The 19175-nt window shown below is 66.4% G+C and carries 19 protein-coding genes; 16 read left to right on the top strand and 3 right to left on the bottom strand.

Annotated elements, in window-relative coordinates; all coding sequences use genetic code 11:
* The first annotated feature begins 1 nt into the window (after window position 1).
* Genes bamA through AC07PF_RS24415 form a run of 8 tightly spaced genes read left to right on the top strand, consistent with a single transcriptional unit; the run spans window position 2 to window position 7746 of the window.
* Window positions 2-2299 (top strand): outer membrane protein assembly factor BamA, encoded by a 2298-nt coding sequence (bamA, locus tag AC07PF_RS24380; protein WP_145698041.1) that lies wholly within the window; start codon window positions 2-4, stop codon window positions 2297-2299.
* Window positions 2299-2820, top strand: coding sequence for an OmpH/Skp family outer membrane protein (locus AC07PF_RS24385; RefSeq protein ID WP_494613580.1), 522 nt, complete (start codon window positions 2299-2301; stop codon window positions 2818-2820). The genes bamA and AC07PF_RS24385 overlap by 1 nt, the downstream gene beginning before the upstream one ends.
* Before the next feature lie 30 nt (window positions 2821-2850).
* Window positions 2851-3831: a UDP-3-O-(3-hydroxymyristoyl)glucosamine N-acyltransferase gene (gene lpxD / locus AC07PF_RS24390; RefSeq protein WP_007852302.1), complete on the top strand. Its 981-nt coding sequence runs from the start codon at window positions 2851-2853 to the stop codon at window positions 3829-3831.
* 16 nt (window positions 3832-3847) lie between these two features.
* On the top strand, window positions 3848-4288 hold the full coding sequence (gene fabZ / locus AC07PF_RS24395) for a 3-hydroxyacyl-ACP dehydratase FabZ (RefSeq protein ID WP_007852304.1): 441 nt from the start codon (window positions 3848-3850) through the stop codon (window positions 4286-4288).
* Between the two features lie 13 nt (window positions 4289-4301).
* The gene (gene lpxA / locus AC07PF_RS24400) at window positions 4302-5099 is read left to right on the top strand and encodes an acyl-ACP--UDP-N-acetylglucosamine O-acyltransferase (protein ID WP_494606227.1); all 798 of its coding nucleotides are present in this window, start codon (window positions 4302-4304) and stop codon (window positions 5097-5099) included.
* 22 nt (window positions 5100-5121) lie between these two features.
* Window positions 5122-6291 (top strand): lipid-A-disaccharide synthase, encoded by a 1170-nt coding sequence (gene lpxB / locus AC07PF_RS24405; protein ID WP_494613581.1) that lies wholly within the window; start codon window positions 5122-5124, stop codon window positions 6289-6291.
* Window positions 6254-6910 carry a ribonuclease HII gene (gene rnhB / locus AC07PF_RS24410; RefSeq protein ID WP_494606223.1) on the top strand — a complete coding sequence of 219 codons (657 nt, stop codon included), beginning with the start codon at window positions 6254-6256 and terminating at the stop codon, window positions 6908-6910. Before lpxB ends, rnhB begins: the two co-directional genes overlap by 38 nt.
* 44 nt (window positions 6911-6954) lie before the next feature.
* Window positions 6955-7746 carry a TrmH family RNA methyltransferase gene (locus tag AC07PF_RS24415; protein ID WP_494606221.1) on the top strand — a complete coding sequence of 264 codons (792 nt, stop codon included), beginning with the start codon at window positions 6955-6957 and terminating at the stop codon, window positions 7744-7746.
* 115 nt (window positions 7747-7861) lie between these two features.
* Here AC07PF_RS24415 and AC07PF_RS24420 read toward each other — a convergent pair whose 3' ends face one another.
* Window positions 7862-8665 carry a hypothetical protein gene (locus AC07PF_RS24420; RefSeq protein WP_494613582.1) on the bottom strand — a complete coding sequence of 268 codons (804 nt, stop codon included), beginning with the start codon at window positions 8663-8665 and terminating at the stop codon, window positions 7862-7864.
* Between the two features lie 464 nt (window positions 8666-9129).
* On the opposite strand from AC07PF_RS24420, the gene carA reads away from it, so the two are divergent.
* The 7 genes from carA to AC07PF_RS24455 all read left to right on the top strand — a co-directional run bounded on the left by carA (window position 9130) and on the right by AC07PF_RS24455 (window position 17020).
* Window positions 9130-10302: a glutamine-hydrolyzing carbamoyl-phosphate synthase small subunit gene (gene carA, locus AC07PF_RS24425; protein WP_494613583.1), complete on the top strand. Its 1173-nt coding sequence runs from the start codon at window positions 9130-9132 to the stop codon at window positions 10300-10302.
* A 20-nt stretch (window positions 10303-10322) separates the two neighbouring features.
* Window positions 10323-10736: a hypothetical protein gene (locus AC07PF_RS24430; RefSeq protein ID WP_007852317.1), complete on the top strand. Its 414-nt coding sequence runs from the start codon at window positions 10323-10325 to the stop codon at window positions 10734-10736.
* A 10-nt stretch (window positions 10737-10746) separates the two neighbouring features.
* Window positions 10747-13995 carry a carbamoyl-phosphate synthase large subunit gene (carB, locus tag AC07PF_RS24435; RefSeq protein ID WP_007852319.1) on the top strand — a complete coding sequence of 1083 codons (3249 nt, stop codon included), beginning with the start codon at window positions 10747-10749 and terminating at the stop codon, window positions 13993-13995.
* A gap of 116 nt (window positions 13996-14111) precedes the next feature.
* Window positions 14112-15071: a helix-turn-helix domain-containing protein gene (locus AC07PF_RS24440; RefSeq protein ID WP_494613584.1), complete on the top strand. Its 960-nt coding sequence runs from the start codon at window positions 14112-14114 to the stop codon at window positions 15069-15071.
* A 126-nt stretch (window positions 15072-15197) separates the two neighbouring features.
* Window positions 15198-15926, top strand: coding sequence for an alpha/beta fold hydrolase (locus tag AC07PF_RS24445; protein WP_494606214.1), 729 nt, complete (start codon window positions 15198-15200; stop codon window positions 15924-15926).
* A gap of 132 nt (window positions 15927-16058) precedes the next feature.
* Window positions 16059-16535 (top strand): transcription elongation factor GreA, encoded by a 477-nt coding sequence (gene greA, locus AC07PF_RS24450; RefSeq protein ID WP_007852327.1) that lies wholly within the window; start codon window positions 16059-16061, stop codon window positions 16533-16535.
* A 20-nt stretch (window positions 16536-16555) separates the two neighbouring features.
* Entirely contained in the window at window positions 16556-17020 is a 465-nt protein-coding gene (locus AC07PF_RS24455) for a DUF4149 domain-containing protein (RefSeq protein ID WP_494613585.1), read from the top strand.
* On the opposite strand, the gene AC07PF_RS24460 is transcribed toward AC07PF_RS24455, so the two are convergent.
* Together AC07PF_RS24460 and AC07PF_RS24465 are read right to left on the bottom strand one after the other, a co-directional pair.
* On the bottom strand, window positions 17021-17791 hold the full coding sequence (locus AC07PF_RS24460) for a glycosyltransferase (RefSeq protein WP_494613586.1): 771 nt from the start codon (window positions 17789-17791) through the stop codon (window positions 17021-17023).
* 5 nt (window positions 17792-17796) lie between these two features.
* Complete coding sequence (locus AC07PF_RS24465) at window positions 17797-18273, bottom strand: YhbY family RNA-binding protein (protein WP_007852340.1); 477 nt, start codon at window positions 18271-18273, stop codon at window positions 17797-17799.
* Window positions 18274-18306: 33 nt separating this feature from the next.
* Between AC07PF_RS24465 and AC07PF_RS24470 the strand changes: the two genes are divergently transcribed.
* Window positions 18307-18969: an RlmE family RNA methyltransferase gene (locus AC07PF_RS24470; protein WP_494613587.1), complete on the top strand. Its 663-nt coding sequence runs from the start codon at window positions 18307-18309 to the stop codon at window positions 18967-18969.
* Window positions 18970-19175 lie beyond the last annotated feature (206 nt).

Consider the following 19175-nt stretch of genomic DNA (forward strand, 5'->3'; position numbering starts at 1 on the left):
CATGAAAAATCCAATCAATCGCCTGGGCGTGCGTACCGCATCGGCCATTGCAGCCATGGTCTTTGTCGCCAACGCGGCGTGGGCACTGGAGCCTTTCAAGGTGCAGGACATCCGTGTGGAGGGCCTGCAGCGCGTGGAGCCCGGCACCATCTTCGCATCCATGCCCCTGCGCGTGGGCGATGACTACAACGATGAGAAGGGCGCTGCGGCCATCCGCGCGCTGTTCGGCCTGGGCCTGTTCAAGGACGTGCGCCTGGAAGCCTCGGGCAACGTGCTGGTGGTGGTGGTCGAAGAGCGCCCCACCATCGCCGACGTGGACTTCTCGGGCACCCGCGAGTTCGACAAGGATGCCCTCAAGAAGAGCATGCGCGAAGTCGGCCTGACCGAAGGCCGCCCCTACGACAAGGCGCTGACCGACCGCGCCGAGCAGGAGCTCAAGCGCCAGTACATCAACAAGAGCCTGTACGGCGCCGAGGTGGTGACCACGGTGACGCCGATCGAGCGCAACCGCGTGAACCTCACCTTCTCGGTGGTCGAGGGCGAACCCGCGCGCATCAACGAAGTGCGCATCGTCGGCAACAAGGCCTTCAGCGAATCCACGCTCAAGGGCCTGTTCGACCAGGACACGGGCGGCTGGCTCAGCTGGTACACCAAGTCCGACCGCTATTCGCGCGCCAAGCTCAATGCCGACCTGGAAACCCTGCGCACCTACTACCTGCAGCGCGGCTACCTGGAGTTCCGCGTGGAGTCGACGCAGGTCGCGATCTCGCCGGACAAGCAGGGCATCTCGATCACCGTGAACGTGTTCGAAGGCGAACGCTTCGTGGTCTCGGGTGTCAAGCTCGAAGGCAACTACCTGGAGCGCGAGGACGAATTCAAGTCGCTGATCACCATCCGCCCCGGCGAGCCCTACAACGCCGACCAGGTGACGGAGACGACCAAGGCCTTCTCCGAGTACTTCGGCCGCTTCGGCTTTGCCTTTGCGCGCGTGGAGGCCGTGCCTGAGATCGACCGCGAGAACAACCGCGTGGCCCTGGTGCTGCAGGTCGAGCCCTCGCGCCGTGCCTACGTGCGCCGCATCAACGTGAGTGGCAACAACCGCACGCGCGATGAAGTGATCCGCCGCGAGTTCCGCCAGTACGAGGCCTCCTGGTACGACGGCGAGCGCATCCGCCTGTCGCGCGACCGCGTCGACCGCCTGGGCTTCTTCACCGAAGTCAATGTCGAGACGCAGGAGGTGCCGGGCTCGCCCGACCAGGTGGACCTGGTGATCAACGTGGCCGAAAAGCCCACGGGCTCGCTGCAGATGGGCGTTGGATTCTCCAGCGCCGAAAAGGTGGCCCTGTCCTTCGGCATCAAGCAGGAGAACTTCTTCGGCTCCGGCAACTACCTGGGTGTGGACGTCAACACCAGCAAGTACCGCCGCACGCTGGTGTTCAGCACCACCAACCCGTATTTCACGGACGAAGGCATCTCGCGCACGGTGGACCTGTACTACCGCACCGACAAGCCTTACGAGGACCAGGGCGGCAACTACCAGTTGGTGACCACCGGTGGCTCGATGCGCTTTGGCGTGCCGTTCAGCGAGACGGACACGGTGTTCTTCGGTGGCGGCCTGGAGCAGACCACCATCAAGCCCGGCACCAACATCCCCGCCACCTACCTGGCCTATGCCGACAACTTCGGCTACAAGAGCACCTCGATCCCGCTGACCATCGGCTGGTCGCGCGACGATCGCGACAGCGCGCTGGCCCCCAATTCGGGCCGCTACCAGCGCGTGAATTCCGAGTGGTCGGTGGCCGGCGATGCCCGCTATGTGCGCGCCAACTACCAGTACCAGCAGTACGTGCCGCTGAACAAGCGCTTCACGCTGGCCTTCAACGGCGAACTGGGCATCGGCAAGGGCATGAACGGCCGGCCGTTCCCCGTGTTCAAGAACTACTACTCGGGCGGCCTGGGCTCGGTGCGCGGTTTCGACCAGGGCACCCTGGGTCCGCGCGACGTGACGGGCTCCTCCCTGGGCGGCCCGAAGAAGGTCACCCTCAATGCCGAGCTGATCGCACCCTTCCCGGGCGCGGGCAACGACCGTACGCTGCGCGTCTTCACCTTCATGGATGTAGGCAATGTGTATGGCGAGCATGAAAAAGTAACCGCCAGCGACATGCGAGCCTCCGTGGGGCTGGGCCTGAGCTGGATTTCCCCGCTGGGCCCGCTGCGCCTGGCCTTTGCACAACCGGTACGCAAGTTTGCTGGCGATAGAATCCAGAAACTGCAATTCCAGATTGGAACGTCTTTCTAATGAACTCCCTTTCCCGCCATTTCGCCCTGGTCATGTTGCTTGGCAGCTTTGCCATGGCGGTTCCCGCGCAAGCGCAAGAGTCCTTCAAGGCCGGTTTCATCAACACCGACCGCATCTTGCGCGAGGCCACCTCGGCCAAGGCGGCATCGGCCAAGCTCGAGCAGGAATTCACGCGCCGCGAGAAGGATCTCGTGGACATGGGCAATGCCCTGAAGACTGCTTCCGAGAAATTCGAGCGTGAAGCCCCCACGCTGGCCGAGAGCCAGCGCGCCATCCGCCAGCGCCAGCTGGTGGACCAGGACCGTGACTTCCAGCGCAAGCGCCGCGAAATCCAGGAAGACCTGAACGCCCGCCGCAACGAAGAGTACGCAGCCCTGCAAGAGCGCGCCAACCGGATCGTCAAGCAGGTCGCCGAGGCTGAGAAGTACGACGTGATCCTGCAGGAAGTCGCCTACATCAACCCCAAGCACGACATCACCGACAAGGTGATCAAGGCGCTCAATGCAGCGCCTGCCAAGTAAGCAGCCTTACCAGCGCTGGGCGGGTGGCGTGTGAGCTTGCGTCTCGGGCACATCGTCGATGCGCTGGGGGGCACGCTGGAGGGAGGGGCGGGTGATACCGTCATCTCCCGCATCGCGCCACTGGAGGTTGCGGGGCCGGGGGATCTCAGCTTCCTGAGCAACCCCCGCTACCAGCAGCAACTGGCCGCCTCCCGGGCGGCCTGTGTCATTGTGGCCCCGGCGATGCGCGAGGCTGCCGTGGCACGGGGCGCCTGCATCGTGGCGGACAACCCCTACGTCTACTTCGCCCGCGCCACCCAGCTGTGGCGCCAGCACACCGCGCCTGCGGGGCCGGGTGGGGTGCATGCCAGTGCCGTGGTCGATGCCTCGGCGCAGGTGCATCCCAGCGCCACCATCGGCCCCTTGTGCGTGGTCGAGCGCGGTGCGCACATCGGTGCCGGCACGGTGCTCAGGTCGCGCGTGACGGTGGGCGAGAACTGCCATGTCGGCGAGCGCTGCATCGTGCATTCCGGCGTGGTGATCGGTGCCGACGGGTTCGGTTTTGCGCCCGAGAAGGGCCAGTGGGTCAAGATCGAGCAACTGGGCGCCGTGCGCATCGGCAACGACGTGGAGATCGGGGCCAACACCTGTATCGACCGCGGTGCGCTGGACGATACCGTCATCGAGGACGGCGTGAAGCTCGACAACCTGATCCAGATCGGCCACAACGTGCGCATCGGCAAGCATGCGGCCATGGCCGGCTGCGTCGGCGTGGCGGGCAGTGCGACCATCGGCGCGCACTGCACGGTGGGCGGCGGTGCCATCGTGCTGGGCCACCTCACGCTGGCCGACAATGTGCACATCTCTGCGGCCACCGTGGTCACCCGCTCATTGACCCAGCCGGGCCAGTACACCGGCATGTTCCCCATCGACGACAATGCGCGGTGGGAAAAAAACGCTGCAACACTCAAACAACTGCACAGCTTGCGAGAGCGCATCAAGGCGCTGGAGCAAGCTCTCAAGGCAGCATGAACGGAAGAACAACTCGATGATGGATATTCACGCGATTCTCAAGCAACTGCCGCACCGCTACCCGTTCCTGCTGGTGGACAAGGTGATCGAGTTGGAGAGCAACAAGCACATCAAGGCGATCAAGAACGTCACCTTCAACGAGCCGTACTTCATGGGGCACTTTCCGGGCCGCCCGGTGATGCCCGGCGTGCTGATCCTCGAAGCCCTGGCCCAGGCCGCCGGGCTGTTGGCGTTTGATGCTATGGGCAAGGTGCCCGACGAGAACAACATCTACTACTTCGTCGGCATCGACGGTGCGCGCTTCAAGCGCCCCGTGGAGCCGGGCGACCAGCTGGTGATGACCATCACCATCGACCGCGTGCGCGGCGGCATCTGGAAGTTCAAGGGCCTGGCCTGCGTGGGCGAGGAAGTGGCCTGCGAGGCCGAACTCATGTGCACCATGCGCCAGGTGGGCTGATCCGCTTGCGCCGGTGTCGAACGTGAGCAACATCCATCCCACCGCCGTCGTTGCCGACGGCGCCCGCCTGGACCCTTCGGTGCAGGTGGGGCCCTTTGCCGTGATCGGCCCGAACGTGGTGATCGGTGCCGGCACCACGGTGGGGGCGCACTGCGTCATCGAAGGGCACACCGCCATCGGCCAGGACAACCGCATCTTCCAATTCGCCTCGCTGGGCGCCGCTCCGCAGGACAAGAAGTACGCCGGTGAAGCCACGCGCCTGGTGATCGGCGACCGCAACACCATCCGCGAGTTCTGCACCTTCAACACCGGCACGGTGCAGGACCGTGGCGAGACCACGGTGGGTGACGACAACTGGATCATGGCCTACGCGCACATCGCGCACGACTGCACCATCGGCCACCAGACCACCCTGGCCAACAACACCACGCTGGCCGGCCACGTGGAGGTGGGCGACTGGGCCACGGTGGGTGGCCTCACGGGCGTGCTGCAGCGCGTGCGCGTCGGCGCGCACACCATGGTCGGTTTCTCCAGCCACGTCAACAAGGACGTGCCGCCCTACATGGTGGTGGACGGCAGCCCGCTGGCCGTGCGTGGCGTGAACCTGGTGGGCCTGCGCCGGCGCGATTTCTCGGCCCAGCGCATCGCGGCCATCCGCGAGATGCACAAGCTGCTGTACCGCCAGGGCCTGACCCTGGACGAGGCCCGCAAGCTCATCCTGGCCCTGCCCGGGGAAATGCCCGAAGCCGCCACCGACGTGGCACTGATGGACGCTTTCCTCGAGGCTTCGGCCGCGGGCATTGCCCGCTGATCCCGGTCCGAGGGATTTCCGAATGACGGACAAGGCGCCCCGCGTGGCGATGGTCGCAGGCGAAGCCTCGGGTGACCTGCTGGCCGGCCTGCTGCTCGATGGCGTGCAGGCCCGCTGGCCGGCCACCATGGCGCACGGCATCGGCGGGCCGCAGATGGCCAGGCGCGGCTTCACGGCCTGGTGGCCCAGCGACAAACTGGCCGTGCACGGCTACAGCATGGAGGTGCTCCGCCGCCTGCGCGAACTGCTCGGCATTCGCAAGCAACTGCGCACGCGCCTGCTGGCCGACCGGCCCGACGTCTTCATCGGTGTGGACGCGCCCGACTTCAACCTGGGGCTCGAGGCCGACCTGCGCGCCGCCGGCATTCCCACGGTGCATTTCGTCTGCCCTTCCATCTGGGCCTGGCGTGCCGACCGTGTGGAGAAGATCCGCAAGAGCGCCGGCCATGTGCTGTGCATCTTCCCCTTCGAGCCCGAGCTGCTGGCGCGCCACGGCATTGCCGCCACCTACGTCGGCCATCCGCTGGCCAGCGTGATCCCCGAGGTGCCGGACCGCAGCGCCGCGCGTGCGCGCCTGGGCCTGGCCGATGCCGACGAGGTGCTGGCCATCCTGCCGGGCAGCCGTTCGGCCGAGGTGCAGTACATTGCGCCCGCGTTCTTCGCTGCGGCGGCGCTGCTGCGCAAGGCGCGCCCCAACCTGCGCATGGTGGTGCCAGCCGTTCCCGCGCTGCAGGCACGCATCGAGCAGGTGGCGCGCGAGCAGGGCGTGGCCGACATGCTGCAGATCGTCACCGGCCAGTCGCACACGGTGCTGGCGGCCTGCGACGTGACGCTGATCGCCAGCGGCACGGCCACGCTGGAGGCGGCGCTGTTCAAGCGCCCCATGGTCATCGGCTACCACATGCACCCCTTGAGCTGGTGGCTCATGAAGCGCAAGCAGCTGCAGCCCTGGGTCGGGCTGCCCAACATCCTGTGCGGCGAATTCGTCGTGCCCGAACTGATCCAGGATGCGGCCACGCCGCAGGCGCTGTGCGACGCCACGCTGCAATGGCTGGATGCAAAATCGCAGCATCCCGCTACCATCACGGCTTTGGAACAGCGTTTTTCCGCGCTGCATGCGAGCCTGCGGCGCGACACCTCCCAACTGGCTGCCGATGCGATCGAGAAAATCCTTGCCACCACTGCTGTCTGAACAGGTGAGCCTGGACTGGCACCCGCCCGGCCTGGTGGCCGGCGTGGACGAGGCCGGCCGCGGCCCGCTGGCCGGGCCCGTGGTGGCTGCCGCCGTCATCCTCGACGACATGCGCCCCATTGCCGGGCTCGACGATTCCAAGAAGCTCACGGCGCTGCGCCGCGAGGCCCTGTTCGATGAGATCCGTGCCAAGGCCCTGTGCTTTGCCATCGCCGAGGCCAGCGTCGAGGAGATCGACCAGCTGAACATCCTGCAGGCCACGCTGCTGGCCATGCGCCGCGCCGTGATGGGCCTGCGCTTGAAGCCCGTGCGCGTGCTGGTGGATGGCAACCAACTGCCCCGGCTCGACGTGCCGTCCGAGGCCATCGTCAAGGGCGACGCGCTGGTGAAATCCATCTCCGCCGCGTCCATCCTCGCCAAGGTCCACCGCGACCGCTGGTGCAACGAGGTGGATGCGCATTTCCCGCACTACGGCTTCTCGGCCCACAAGGGCTATGGCACCCTGGTGCACATGGAAGCCCTGCGCACCCATGGCGCCTGCATCCACCACCGGCGCTCGTTCGCGCCCGTGGCGCAGGTGCTGGTGTCGCCCCTTGCCTCCGAACACATCAGCGCCTGAGGCCTCTGGCCGCTCCTTTCCCTGCGCGGCAGCTTCGTCCTTCCATGACATCATCTTCCATCACAGCCATCCATTCGCGCGACAACGCCTGGGTCAAGGACCTGCGCCGCCTGGCGCAGGACAACGGTGCCTACCGCAAGCAGGGCCGTGTCTGGCTCGAGGGCGACCACCTGTGCCGCGCGGCGCTGGAGCGCGGCGTGGCGCCGGCCGTGGCGGTGTTCGCCGAATCGCTGTGGCCCACGGCCCAGCCCGAATGGGGCAAGGCCGCACCCAAGGTGGTGGTGCTGGCCGACACGCTGTTTGCCGACATCAGTGGCCTGGAGTCGCCCGCGAAGATGGGTTTCCTCCTCGACCTGCCTGATGGCAAGGCCCCCCGGGCCGGTGTGGCCGCCGTGGTGCTCGACCGTGTGCAGGACGCAGGCAATGTCGGCTCCATCCTGCGCAGTGCCTCGGCCTTCGGTTTTCGGCAGGTGCTGGCGCTCAAGGGCAGCGCCGCGCTGTGGTCGCCCAAGGTGCTGCGCGCCGGCATGGGCGCGCATTTCGCGCTCGACCTGATCGAAGGCCTGGCACCCGAAGACCTGGCGGGCCTGCAACTGCCCATGCTTGTCACCAGCTCGCACCAGGGCGACTACCTGCACCGCGCCGAGCTGCCCTGGCCCTGCGCCTGGGTCATGGGGCACGAAGGGCAGGGCGTGGGCACGGTGCTGCAGGAGCGAGCAAGCCACCACATCCGCATTGCCCAGCCCGGCGGGGAGGAGTCGCTCAACGTGGGCGCGGCCGCCGCCATCTGCCTGCACGCGAGTGCGGCGCAACGCGCCCTGTCGGCAGGGCGCTGATCCACCTACCCGTACGGATTTGGATTCGGGCGTATAGCTAGGCGGGAAGCCGCAGACAGTGCTGTAGCACGGCAAGGCGAACCAACGACGCTAGGCGCCCGAAGGCAAAGCCGTACTATTGGTTGCGCAGGAACTGCTGGACGAAGTCGCCCTGGTTGGGCGCATCCTGGTGCGTGGTGAACACCAGTTTCTGGCCCTCCACGCGCAGCTTCATCTCGGGGCCGAACTGGCACTGGACCTGGCCCAGCGTGGCGGCCTTGGCCTTGAAGCCGGCATTGCTCCCGCACATGCTGCCGATCTGCGAGGCGACTTCGCCGCAGAAGCTCTGGATGCTGAGCTTCTTGAGCTTGTCGTCGTCGACGGTCTTCCAGTCCACCGCCGTCTTCACCGGGCTGCCGCAGGCGCTGCTGGCCGAGGTATCGGTGTTGGCCAGCTCCGCCTGGGCAGAGGCCAGGTGCTTGTCGCGGTCGAAGCGGGCGAGCTTTTCCTGCACGCCGTCCTTTTGCTGGCGCGCATAGGCGGTCTTGAGTTCGGCAATGTTCAGGGCCTTGCTCTTCTTCTCGTCGAAGGCCAGGTCCACCGCACCCTGGCGGCCCGGCAGGTAGGTGACATAGCGCTCGCCGCCGCCATAGCGGTTGGCCTGCTTGTGCACCAGGCCCCAGTCGCGGCCATCGATCGTGGTCACATAGGCCTCGCTGCCGCTGCCGCGCTGCTCCTGCTTGCCCAGGAGGACTACCTTGTCGATGGGGTTGTTGACGCCGCTCACGCGCATCAGCGCGGCCTTGCCGTCGGTGGTCGGTGCCAGCACCACCTCCAGGCCCTGCGGGCCGGTGAAGACCTGCGGGTAGGCCGCCAGGTCCTGGGCGACGGCCAGGGTGGAAAACAGTGCGCACGCCAGTGCGATCGAAGTCTTGGTCATCCCGTCTCTCTCGGTGTGTCAAACGATGCGGGAAAGTCTAGCGGAGGGCCCCCGTCGGGCCTGCCTGCCGCGCCGGGAAGTTGTGTCGTTTCGTGAAAAGCTTCTCGGATCCCGAGACGGCGCCGTGGTCGCGCCATCGCCGCCGGGCGGCGCAGCGCTGCGGCCAACACCGGCGCAAGGACATGCAGCAGTTGTCGCCGCTTGTTACAATGAAATTTGCTATGCAAGTGATAGCGCGGTGCGCAGCCTGCGCGACCATGCAGCAGCGAGCCAGCGGCCGGCAAGTGGCGGCAAATGCAGGGCAAAATACCGGGTTAATCCTGCAAGATGGGCCTCTCAGGCTACAATTGGAGGCTTTCCCGCAAACACGTCGCCCGGCCGCACCCAAAGCAAACTTCCCACAAACAGCAGTCCCAGGACCTCTTCCTGCGACTCCGGGCGACCGTAACCATTCGGAGAACCCAGTGCTTTTGTCTCTCAAGGGAACCTTCCCGCCCGCCATCCTGGCGCTCGCAGACGGCACGGTCTTTATCGGCAATTCGATCGGTGCCACCGGCACCACCGTCGGCGAGGTGGTGTTCAACACCTCCATCGTCGGCTACCAGGAAATCCTTACCGACCCGAGCTACTGCCAGCAGATCGTCACCCTGACGTATCCGCACATCGGCAACTACGGCGTCAGCACCGAGGATATCGAAGCCGACAAGGTCCATGCCGCAGGCCTGATCATCAAGGATCTGCCGCTCCTGGCCAGCAACTTCCGTTCCACCGAAACGCTGTCGCAGTACCTGGTGCGCGAACGCACCGTGGCCATCGCCAACATCGACACCCGCAAGCTCACCCGCCTGCTGCGCGAAAAGGGTGCCCAGAACGGCGCCATCATCGGCCTGGCACAAGGCCAGAGCGTGACGCAGGCGCTGATCGACGAAGCCCTGGCGGCCGCCAAGGCCGCGCCCAACATGGCCGGGCTGGACCTGGCCAAGGTGGTGTCGACCAAGACCCGCTACGAGTGGACCGAGACCGAGTGGACGCTGGGCAAGGGCTACGGCCAGCTCGAGGCACCGCAGTTCCATGTGGTGGCCTACGACTACGGCGTGAAGAAGAACATCCTGCGCATGCTCGCGCAGCGCGGCTGCAAGGTCACCGTGGTGCCGGCCCAGACGCCTGCCGCCGACGTGCTGGCCATGAAGCCCGATGGCGTGTTCCTCTCCAACGGCCCTGGCGATCCACAGCCTTGCGACTACGCCATCGAATCCACACGCACCATCGTCGACAGCGGCGTGCCCACCTTCGGCATCTGCCTGGGCCACCAGATCATGGCCCTGGCCGCAGGCGCCAAGACCTTCAAGATGGTCAACAGCCACCACGGTGCCAACCACCCCGTGAAGGACCTGGATACCGGCCGCGTGAGCATCACCAGCCAGAACCACGGCTTTGCCGTGGAGATGGACTCGCTGCCTGCCAACCTGCGCGCCACGCACGTGAGCCTGTTCGACGGCACGCTGCAAGGCCTGGTGCACACGGACAAGCCGGCGTTCTGCTTCCAGGGCCACCCCGAGGCATCGCCCGGCCCGCACGACATCGCCTACCTGTTCGACCGCTTCACCGACGCGATGCGGGCCGCGCGCACCCAATAAGCCCCTGAAGGAACCGCGCCATGAAACTCTTCAGCTTCCCCCAGGCCTCGCTCGAGAAAGCCATCCACAAGCGTGTGCTGACCCTGCCGTCGCCGCACCGCGAGTGGTTCATCGAGCGCTGGGCGCAAAAGCCCTACAAGAAGTCCTTCATCGAGAACAAGGCCATGCCTCTGGTCACGCTGGTGGCCAAGGGCAAGACCTGGGACGACGAGACCTTCGCCGAAGCCATGGCCGAATGGGACGTGACCTTCTATGACGCGGAAACCGAAGTGCTGCTGCCCCTGGTGCAGGGCGATGGCCTGCTGCAGCTGATGCAGAAGAACCTGCCGCCCGAGCGCGCGCAGGCGCTCATCGCCAAGATCAACACGCGCCGCGACGCTGCAGCCGCCGCCACGCCCGCCAGTCCCCAGGCAGCCGAACCCACGATCGACTGATCGACGCAACATGCCAAAACGTACAGACATCAAAAGCATCCTCATCATCGGCGCTGGCCCGATCATCATCGGCCAGGCCTGCGAGTTCGACTACTCCGGCGTGCAGGCCTGCAAGGCCCTGCGCGAAGAGGGCTACAAGGTCATCCTGATCAACAGCAACCCCGCGACGATCATGACCGACCCGGCCACGGCCGACGTGACCTACATCGAGCCCATCACCTGGCAGACGGTCGAGAAGATCATCGCCAAGGAACGCCCCGACGCCATCCTGCCCACCATGGGCGGCCAGACCGCGCTCAACTGCGCGCTCGACCTGTGGCACCAGGGCGTGCTCGACAAGTACAAGGTTGAGCTGATCGGTGCCACGCCTGAGGCCATCGACAAGGCCGAAGACCGCCTGAAGTTCAAGGACGCGATGACCAAGATCGGCCTGGGCTCGGCGCGCTCGGGCATCGCCCACAGCATGGAAGAGGCCTGGGGCGTGCAAAAGCAGGTGGGCTTCCCCACCGTGATCCGCCCCAGCTTCACGCTCGGCGGCACGGGCGGCGGCATCGCCTACAACCCCGAAGAGTTCGAGACCATCTGCAAGCGCGGCCTGGAAGCCTCGCCCACCAACGAGCTGCTGATCGAAGAATCGCTGCTCGGCTGGAAGGAGTACGAGATGGAAGTGGTCCGCGACAAGGCGGATAACTGCATCATCATCTGCTCCATCGAGAACCTGGACCCGATGGGCGTGCACACCGGCGACTCGATCACCGTGGCCCCCGCGCAGACGCTGACCGACAAGGAATACCAGATCATGCGCAACGCCTCGCTGGCGGTGCTGCGCGAGATCGGCGTGGACACGGGCGGCTCCAACGTGCAGTTCTCGATCAATCCCAAGGACGGCCGCATGGTCGTGATCGAGATGAACCCGCGCGTCTCGCGCTCCTCGGCGCTGGCCTCCAAGGCCACGGGTTTCCCGATCGCCAAGGTCGCGGCCAAGCTGGCCGTGGGCTACACACTCGATGAGCTGCGCAACGAGATCACGGGCGGTATCACGCCGGCCTCGTTCGAGCCGTCCATCGACTACGTGGTCACCAAGATCCCGCGTTTCGCGTTCGAGAAGTTCCCCACGGCCGACAGCCGCCTGACCACGCAGATGAAGTCCGTGGGCGAGGTCATGGCCATGGGCCGTACCTTCCAGGAATCGTTCCAGAAGGCCCTGCGCGGCCTGGAAGTGGGCGTGGACGGCATGAACGAGAAGACCCAGGACCGCGAAGTGCTCGAAAAGGAGCTGGGCGAGCCCGGCCCCGAGCGCATCTGGTACGTGGGCGACGCCTTCGCCATGGGCCTGTCGGTCGACGAGGTGTTCGAGCTGACCAAGATCGACCGCTGGTTCCTGGTGCAGATCGAGCAGATCGTGAAGATCGAGCTCGATATCGACCAGCTTGCGGCCGAGAAGGGCGAGGGCGCACTGGCCGCGATCGATGCGACCACGCTGCGCACGCTCAAGCAAAAGGGCTTCTCCGACCGCCGCCTGGCCAAGCTGCTCAAGACCACCGAGAAGGCCGTGCGCGAAGCGCGCCGCGCGCTCAACGTGCGCCCGGTCTACAAGCGCGTGGACACCTGCGCCGCCGAGTTCGCCACCAACACCGCCTACCTGTACTCCACGTACGAGGAAGAGTGCGAGGCCGCACCGACGAACAACAAGAAGATCATGGTGCTCGGCGGCGGTCCCAACCGCATCGGCCAGGGCATCGAGTTCGACTACTGCTGCGTGCACGCAGCGCTGGCGATGCGCGAGGATGGCTACGAGACCATCATGGTCAACTGCAATCCCGAGACCGTCTCCACCGACTACGACACCTCCGACCGCCTGTACTTCGAGCCCGTGACGCTGGAAGACGTGCTGGAGATCGTGGACAAGGAAAAACCGGTCGGCGTGATCGTGCAGTACGGCGGCCAGACGCCCCTGAAGCTCGCCCTGGGCCTCGAAGCCGAGGGCGTGCCGATCATCGGCACCAGCCCCGACATGATCGATGCGGCCGAAGACCGCGAGCGCTTCCAGAAGCTGCTCGGTGACCTGGGCCTGCGCCAGCCGCCCAATGCCACGGCGCGCACCGAACCCGAGGCCCTGGAAAAGGCCGCCGCCCTGGGCTACCCCCTGGTGGTGCGCCCCAGCTACGTGCTGGGCGGCCGCGCGATGGAAATCGTGCACGAGCAGCGCGACCTGGAGCGCTACATGCGCGAGGCCGTCAAGGTGAGCAACGACTCGCCTGTGCTGCTGGACCGCTTCCTGAGCAACGCCATCGAGTGCGACGTGGACTGCGTGCGCGACTCCGCAGGCGTCACCTTCATCGGTGGCGTGATGGAGCACATCGAGCAGGCCGGCGTGCACAGCGGCGACTCTGCCTGCTCGCTGCCCCCGTACTACCTGTCGCAGCCGACCATTGACGAGATCAAGCGCCAGACCGCTGCCATGGCCGAAGGCCTGAGCGTGGTGGGCCTGATGAACGTGCAGTTCGCGATCCAGGAAGTCGACGGCAAGGACGTGATCTATGTGCTCGAAGTGAACCCGCGCGCCTCGCGCACGGTGCCTTTCGTGAGCAAGGCCACCGGCATCCAGTTGGCCAAGGTGGCCGCGCGCTGCATGGCCGGCCAGACGCTGGCCTCGCAGGGCATCACCAAGGAAGTGACACCACCGTATTTCAGCGTGAAGGAGGCCGTGTTCCCCTTCGTGAAGTTCCCCGGCGTGGACACCATCCTCGGCCCCGAGATGAAGTCCACCGGCGAAGTCATGGGCGTGGGCAAGACCTTCGGCGAAGCCTTCGTGAAAAGCCAGCTCGGCGCGGGCACCAAGCTGCCCACCTCGGGCAAGGTGTTCCTCACCGTGAAGAACGCCGACAAGCCGCGTGCCGTGGACATCGCTCGCCAGCTCGTGGCTATGGGCTTCGAGCTCGTGGCTACCAAGGGCACGGCCGCCGCCATCGATGCGGCCGGCGTGCCGGTGCAGGTCGTCAACAAGGTGACCGAGGGCCGCCCGCACATCGTGGACATGATCAAGAACAACGAGATCGTGATGGTCATCAACACCGTGGAAGAGCGCCGCAACGCGATCGCCGATTCGCGCGCCATCCGCACCTCGTCGCTGCTGGCCCGCGTGACCACCTTCACCACCATCTTCGGCGCCGAGGCGGCCGTGGAAGGCATGAAGTACATGGACAAGCTGGACGTGTACTCGGTGCAGGAACTGCACGCGCAGCTCGCGGCAGCCTGATCCCGCCGGCCAGCCGTGGCCGCCGAGCCCCGTGGAGCGCGCCTCCACGGGGCTTTTTCTTTGCCTGCGGGCTTGCCCTGTTGCCTGCCGTTGGGTCTTGCCGCTAGATTGGCGCCATGCCTGCCGCTACCGCACCTGCCCCGCAGCCCCTGCGCCGATGGTCGACCGAGGTGGTCGCGCCTGCGGCGCGGCTGGACTACTGGGTGGGCGCCATCTGCGAGGCTTTCCTGGAGATGGACTGCAGCTCGCGCGAGGCGACCACCTTCGATGGCGTGCTGCAGAGCCTGCCGGTGGCCAGCCTCTCGGTCAACCAGGTGCGGGCCTCCACCCAGGATGTGTACCGTACGCCCGCCGGCATTGCCTGCAGCCGGCAATTGCCGTTCTATCTGATCGCCCAGGCCGAATCCTCCTGGCATGTGCGCCAGGACGGGCAGGTGGCCCATTTGCGCCCGGGTGACGTGGCGCTGGTGGATTCGGCCCGGCCCTACGAACTGCATTTTCCCGAAGGCGTGGGCTGCGTCTCGCTGCAGCTGCCGCGTGCCTGGGTGGGGCAGTGGCTGGTCCAGGCCGAGGCGCGCGGGCCCCGCGTGGCCTGGCGCGACCAGGGCTGGGGCCAGAGCCTGGGCGCCCTGGCGGTGCAGCTCGCGCGTGATCCGGCCTCGGCCCAGGCCTTGCCGCCCGCCTTGCTGTCGGACCACCTGGGGGCCCTGCTGTCGGCCGCGCTGGAGCAGCCCGTGGTGCCTGCCGGTGCCGCCCAGGGCCTGCACGCCCATCTGTCTGCGCTCATGGCGGCCCGGATCGACCAGGGCGGCCTGTCGGCACAGGTGCTGGCCGATGAGACCGGGATCTCCTTGCGCACCCTGCACCGAGCGTTTGCGGCGCAGGGCAGCACCTTTGCGGGCACGCTGCGCCAGCTGCGCCTGGCACGTGCCGGCGATCTGCTGTGCCGCCCGCAGCTGGCCCATGTCTCCGTGGCCGAGATCGGGCGGCGCTGCGGCTTTGCCGATGCATCGCACTTCGCGCGTGCCTTCCAGCGCGCCATGGGCATGTCGCCGGCCGCGTGGCGGCGGCGCTGAAAGCCTTGGCACACACAGCACAGGGGCTTGGCACGCACAGGCCATCCAGGCAGCCGTCTTCCTCCTAAGGTACCGCCAGGGCAGGGCATGTCGCCCAGCCTGTCACAACCAACGAAGGAGACAACGATGGCGGATACCTATGTCCTGGTCCATGGCGCCTGGCACACTGGCGCCGAGATGGAGGCCACGGCCGGCCACCTGCGCGCGCGTGGCCATACCGTGCATTGCCCCACGCTGGCCGGCAACCGGCCGGGCGACGACCGCGCGGCCACGGGCCTGGCCGATGCGGTGGACTCGCTCGCGGCCTTCATCGAGGGCCAGGACCTGCGCGATGTGCGCCTGGTGGGCCACAGCTATGGCGGCATGGTCATCAGCCACATGCCGGCACGGCTGCCGGGGCGCATCCGCCGGCTGGTGTACTGGAACGCCTTTGTCCCGCAGGACGGCGAGTGCCTCAACGACCTGGTGCCGCCGCACTACCGCGCGCTGTTCGATGGCATCGCCGCGGCCAACGGCAACGCGGTGATGCTGCCGTACCCCATCTGGCGCGAGGCCTTCATCAACGATGCCGACGAGGCCCTGGCGAAAAGCAGCTACGCACTGCTCAACGCGCATCCCTACCGCACCTTCACCGAACCCGCGCGCCTGCCCGCGCCCCTGGCGGCGCTGGAGATCGGCAAGAGCTACCTCAATGCCCAGCAGGACGTGGCCTTGCCCCACAGCCTGCCCTGGCACCCGCGCCTGTCGGAGCGGCTGGGCCTGTTCCGCCTGGTGGAGTGCCAGGGCAGCCACGAGATCTGCTTCTCCGACCCGGCGCTGGCGGCGTCAAGCATCGAGCGCGCCGGTCGGGATTGAAAACATCGCCTCTTTTTGCGGGTTTCTAGGGTGCTTTGAAGCGCGCCCAACACGCGGCATAATCATGTCCATGACACCGCCCGGCCTGCGCCCGGCGGTGTCGTTTTTTTGACAACCCGAACGACGACGGACATGACCACCATTCCCATCACCAAGCGCGGCGCGGAGAAGCTGCGCGAAGAGTTGCACCGCTTGAAGACCGTGGACCGCCCCTGGGTGATCACGGCCATTTCCGACGCCCGCGCCCAGGGGGACCTGAGCGAGAACGCCGAGTACGAAGCTGCCAAGGACCGCCAGGGCTTCATCGAAGGCCGCATCCAGGAAGTGGAAGGCAAGCTGTCCGCCGCGCAGATCATCGATCCGACCGCGGTGGATGCGGGCGGCAAGGTGGTGTTCGGCGCCACGGTGGAGCTCGAGGACGAAGAGACCGGCGATACGGTGACCTACCAGATCGTGGGCGAGGACGAGGCCGACCTCAAGCAGGGCCTGATCAACGTTTCCAGCCCCATCGCGCGCGCGCTGATCGGCAAGGAAGAGGGCGATACCGCCGAAGTGCAGGCGCCCGGTGGCGTTCGCCGTTACGAAGTGGTGGCCGTCAGCTACGTCTGAGGCCAGGCCTTTTTGCTTTCATGACCGCTGCGCGCCTTCCGGCCCTGGCTGCCGCCCTGTGGTGGGGCAGTCTCACCACCGTGGGTTTCCTGGTGGTGCCCCTGCTGTTCGCCCACCTGCCCTCGGCTGCGATCGCCGGGCAGATGGCGGCCAAGCTGTTCGCGGCGCAGACCTGGGTCACGATCGCCTGCTGCATGTTGCTGCTGCTCATCTCCCGGCGCCGGCATGAAGAAGTCCAGGAGCCCTGGGCCAAGGCGGCGCTGGGTTTCGTGCTCGGGGGTCTGCTGCTCGCCCTGCTGGTTCAGTTCGGCGTGTCGCCGCGCATCGTGGCGCGGCAGGACCTGCGCCTGTGGCATTCCGTGGGCACGGGCATGTACGTGCTGCAGTGGATATGTGCGTTGGTGGTGCTGTGGCGCACCGTGCAGGTCCCGCCGGCCTCGGTCAATGGCGAAGCCGGGCCGGCAGCCGCCCAGCCCGGGGCCTGATCACTCGTGCCAGTGCTCCGCCACCCAGGTGGCGGGCCGGATGTAGCGAAAACGCCGGTTGCGCCGGCCGGCCAGCGCGTCGGGCGGGTTGCACTCGCCGTGGAAGATCACGATGCGTGCGTCTGGCGGCACGGAGGGTGTTTTCCAGTAGTTGCTGGGCCAGGCAGGGATGCCGTGGTACTTGAAGCTCGGACACCAAGCTGCGGGCCAGTAGGCGAGCTTGCCCTGGCGGTGCAGGAAATCCGACAGGTAGGCCTGCTCGTTGCGGAACTGCTCGCGGATCTCGGCGAAGTGGCCGCGGAAGTAATCGAGCACATCGGGGTGCGCGCCCAACTCGAAGCGGTAGACCGACGAATTGCCGGTGATGCGCCAGGGGCGCTTGTAATCGTGGATGATGAGGAATTCGCCCGGCTCGGTGAAGAAACCATCGAGCGAACCGGTGACCACCACGTCCACGTCCATGAACAGGGCCGTGCCCCTGAGCCCGTGCAGGTCGGCGCTGAAGGTGACGAGCTTGGTCCAGCCGCGTTCGGGGATGCCCGCGGGCAGGTCCAGTGGCGGGATGGGCAGGCACTGCACCTCGCTGCGGATGCCTGCGCTGTTGTCGGTGAGGCAGACGAAATGGAACGGGCCCGACAGGTGCCTGCGCACCATGGCATAGAGCCGGTTGACGTATTCGGGGCCGTATTTCGTGCCCCATTTCATGCAGATGACGTGGCGCTGGCCCCCGGGGGCCGCAGCGCTGCCAGCAGGCGTGGCGGCGACGACCATTCGGATCAGTCGGCCTGGCGTTTCTTGACGGATTTGAGCTTGGGCTTCTTGGCCCGCTTGATCTGGCCGCCAGGCGTCAGGCGCTGGTTGCCCAGCACGCGCAGCTGCTTGACCTCGGGGCGCTGGCCGGCGCGCTTGCTGTATTTCAGGACCTTCACGTCGCGCGGGCCAGGCATGCGGTCCTCGTCGATGGTGCGCTCCTTGGCAGGCTGAGGGCGCCACAGCACCAGGAGCTTGCCGATGTGCTGGATCGGGGCGGCGTTCAGGTCGGCCGTGAGCTGCTGGTACATCAGCTCGCGCGCGGCACGGTCGTCGCCGAAGACGCGCACCTTGATCAGCCCGTGGGCATTCAGGGCGGCGTCGATTTCCTTCTGGACGGCGGGGGTCAGGCCGTCGCCGCCCACGAGCACCACGGGGTCGAGATGGTGGGCGTTGGCGCGGTGTTCCCGGCGCTCGGCGGGGGTCAATTGAATTTGGGGCATGGGCCGTATTATCGAGGCTGAAAGAAAAACACAATGAAAGTTAAAACCCAAAGCAAGAAGGTCAACAAGGCGTGGCTCAACGACCACGTCAACGACACCTATGTCAAGTTGGCCCAGAAAGAGGGTTTTCGGGCCCGTGCGGCCTACAAACTCAAGGAAATCGACGAGCAGTTGCACCTGATCAAGCCCGGCAATACCGTGGTGGACCTGGGCTCCACCCCGGGCGCCTGGAGCCAGTACGTGCGCCGGCGCCTGTCGCCCAGCGGCGCGGCCACGGGGCAGCTCAATGGCAACATCATCGCGCTGGACATCCTTCCCATGGAGCCCATCGAGGGCGTGACCTTCCTGAACGGCGATTTCCGCGAGGAATCGGTGCTCGCCCAGCTGGAGGCGGCGCTGGAGGGCCGGGTGGTGGACGTCGTGGTCTCGGACATGGCGCCGAATCTCTCGGGCATTGAATCGGCCGACGCTGCCCGCATTTCCCATCTGGTGGAGCTGGCGGTGGATTTCGCGACGGCCCACCTCAAGCCCGACGGGGCGCTGGTGGTCAAGCTGTTCCATGGCAGCGGCTACAGCGACTTGGTCACGCTGTTCAAGCAGACTTTCAAGGTCGTGAAACCCGTCAAACCCAAGGCCTCGCGCGACAAATCGTCGGAAACCTTCCTCGTCGGCATGGGGCTCAAGAAAGCGGCTTGAAACGCCGAAAATCCAGAACAGTGGATGCATGTCGGGGGCAAAACGCGCGCGAATATGTGAAAAACCCCCGCAAATCCCGAGCGGTGCCCATGGCCGCTAGGGGGAATAGCCATGGCGCCTTGGCTTGAAAGACCTAAAATGGGCCACATATAGGCCGTGACGGCTTTGTGACCGTCGCCCTTTCTCCCTTGCAACTGGAGCCCCGC

This window comes from Acidovorax sp. GW821-FHT10A04 (genome assembly GCF_059415825.1).

Excerpts from the sequence above, each read along its gene's own strand:
- AC07PF_RS24385 (WP_494613580.1), top strand. The coding sequence starts at position 2,299 with ATGAACTCCCTTTCCCGCCATTTCGCCCTGGTCATGTTGCTTGGCAGC.
- AC07PF_RS24415 (WP_494606221.1), top strand. The coding sequence starts at position 6,955 with ATGACATCATCTTCCATCACAGCCATCCATTCGCGCGACAACGCCTGG.
- AC07PF_RS24470 (WP_494613587.1), top strand. The coding sequence starts at position 18,307 with ATGAAAGTTAAAACCCAAAGCAAGAAGGTCAACAAGGCGTGGCTCAAC.
- bamA (WP_145698041.1), top strand. The coding sequence starts at position 2 with ATGAAAAATCCAATCAATCGCCTGGGCGTGCGTACCGCATCGGCCATT.
- greA (WP_007852327.1), top strand. The coding sequence starts at position 16,059 with ATGACCACCATTCCCATCACCAAGCGCGGCGCGGAGAAGCTGCGCGAA.
- AC07PF_RS24445 (WP_494606214.1), top strand. The coding sequence starts at position 15,198 with ATGGCGGATACCTATGTCCTGGTCCATGGCGCCTGGCACACTGGCGCC.
- rnhB (WP_494606223.1), top strand. The coding sequence starts at position 6,254 with ATGCGATCGAGAAAATCCTTGCCACCACTGCTGTCTGAACAGGTGAGC.
- AC07PF_RS24455 (WP_494613585.1), top strand. The coding sequence starts at position 16,556 with ATGACCGCTGCGCGCCTTCCGGCCCTGGCTGCCGCCCTGTGGTGGGGC.
- AC07PF_RS24440 (WP_494613584.1), top strand. The coding sequence starts at position 14,112 with ATGCCTGCCGCTACCGCACCTGCCCCGCAGCCCCTGCGCCGATGGTCG.
- fabZ (WP_007852304.1), top strand. The coding sequence starts at position 3,848 with ATGATGGATATTCACGCGATTCTCAAGCAACTGCCGCACCGCTACCCG.
- AC07PF_RS24465 (WP_007852340.1), bottom strand. The coding sequence starts at position 18,273 with ATGCCCCAAATTCAATTGACCCCCGCCGAGCGCCGGGAACACCGCGCC.
- AC07PF_RS24460 (WP_494613586.1), bottom strand. The coding sequence starts at position 17,791 with ATGGTCGTCGCCGCCACGCCTGCTGGCAGCGCTGCGGCCCCCGGGGGC.
- lpxB (WP_494613581.1), top strand. The coding sequence starts at position 5,122 with ATGACGGACAAGGCGCCCCGCGTGGCGATGGTCGCAGGCGAAGCCTCG.
- AC07PF_RS24420 (WP_494613582.1), bottom strand. The coding sequence starts at position 8,665 with ATGACCAAGACTTCGATCGCACTGGCGTGCGCACTGTTTTCCACCCTG.
- carB (WP_007852319.1), top strand. The coding sequence starts at position 10,747 with ATGCCAAAACGTACAGACATCAAAAGCATCCTCATCATCGGCGCTGGC.
- AC07PF_RS24430 (WP_007852317.1), top strand. The coding sequence starts at position 10,323 with ATGAAACTCTTCAGCTTCCCCCAGGCCTCGCTCGAGAAAGCCATCCAC.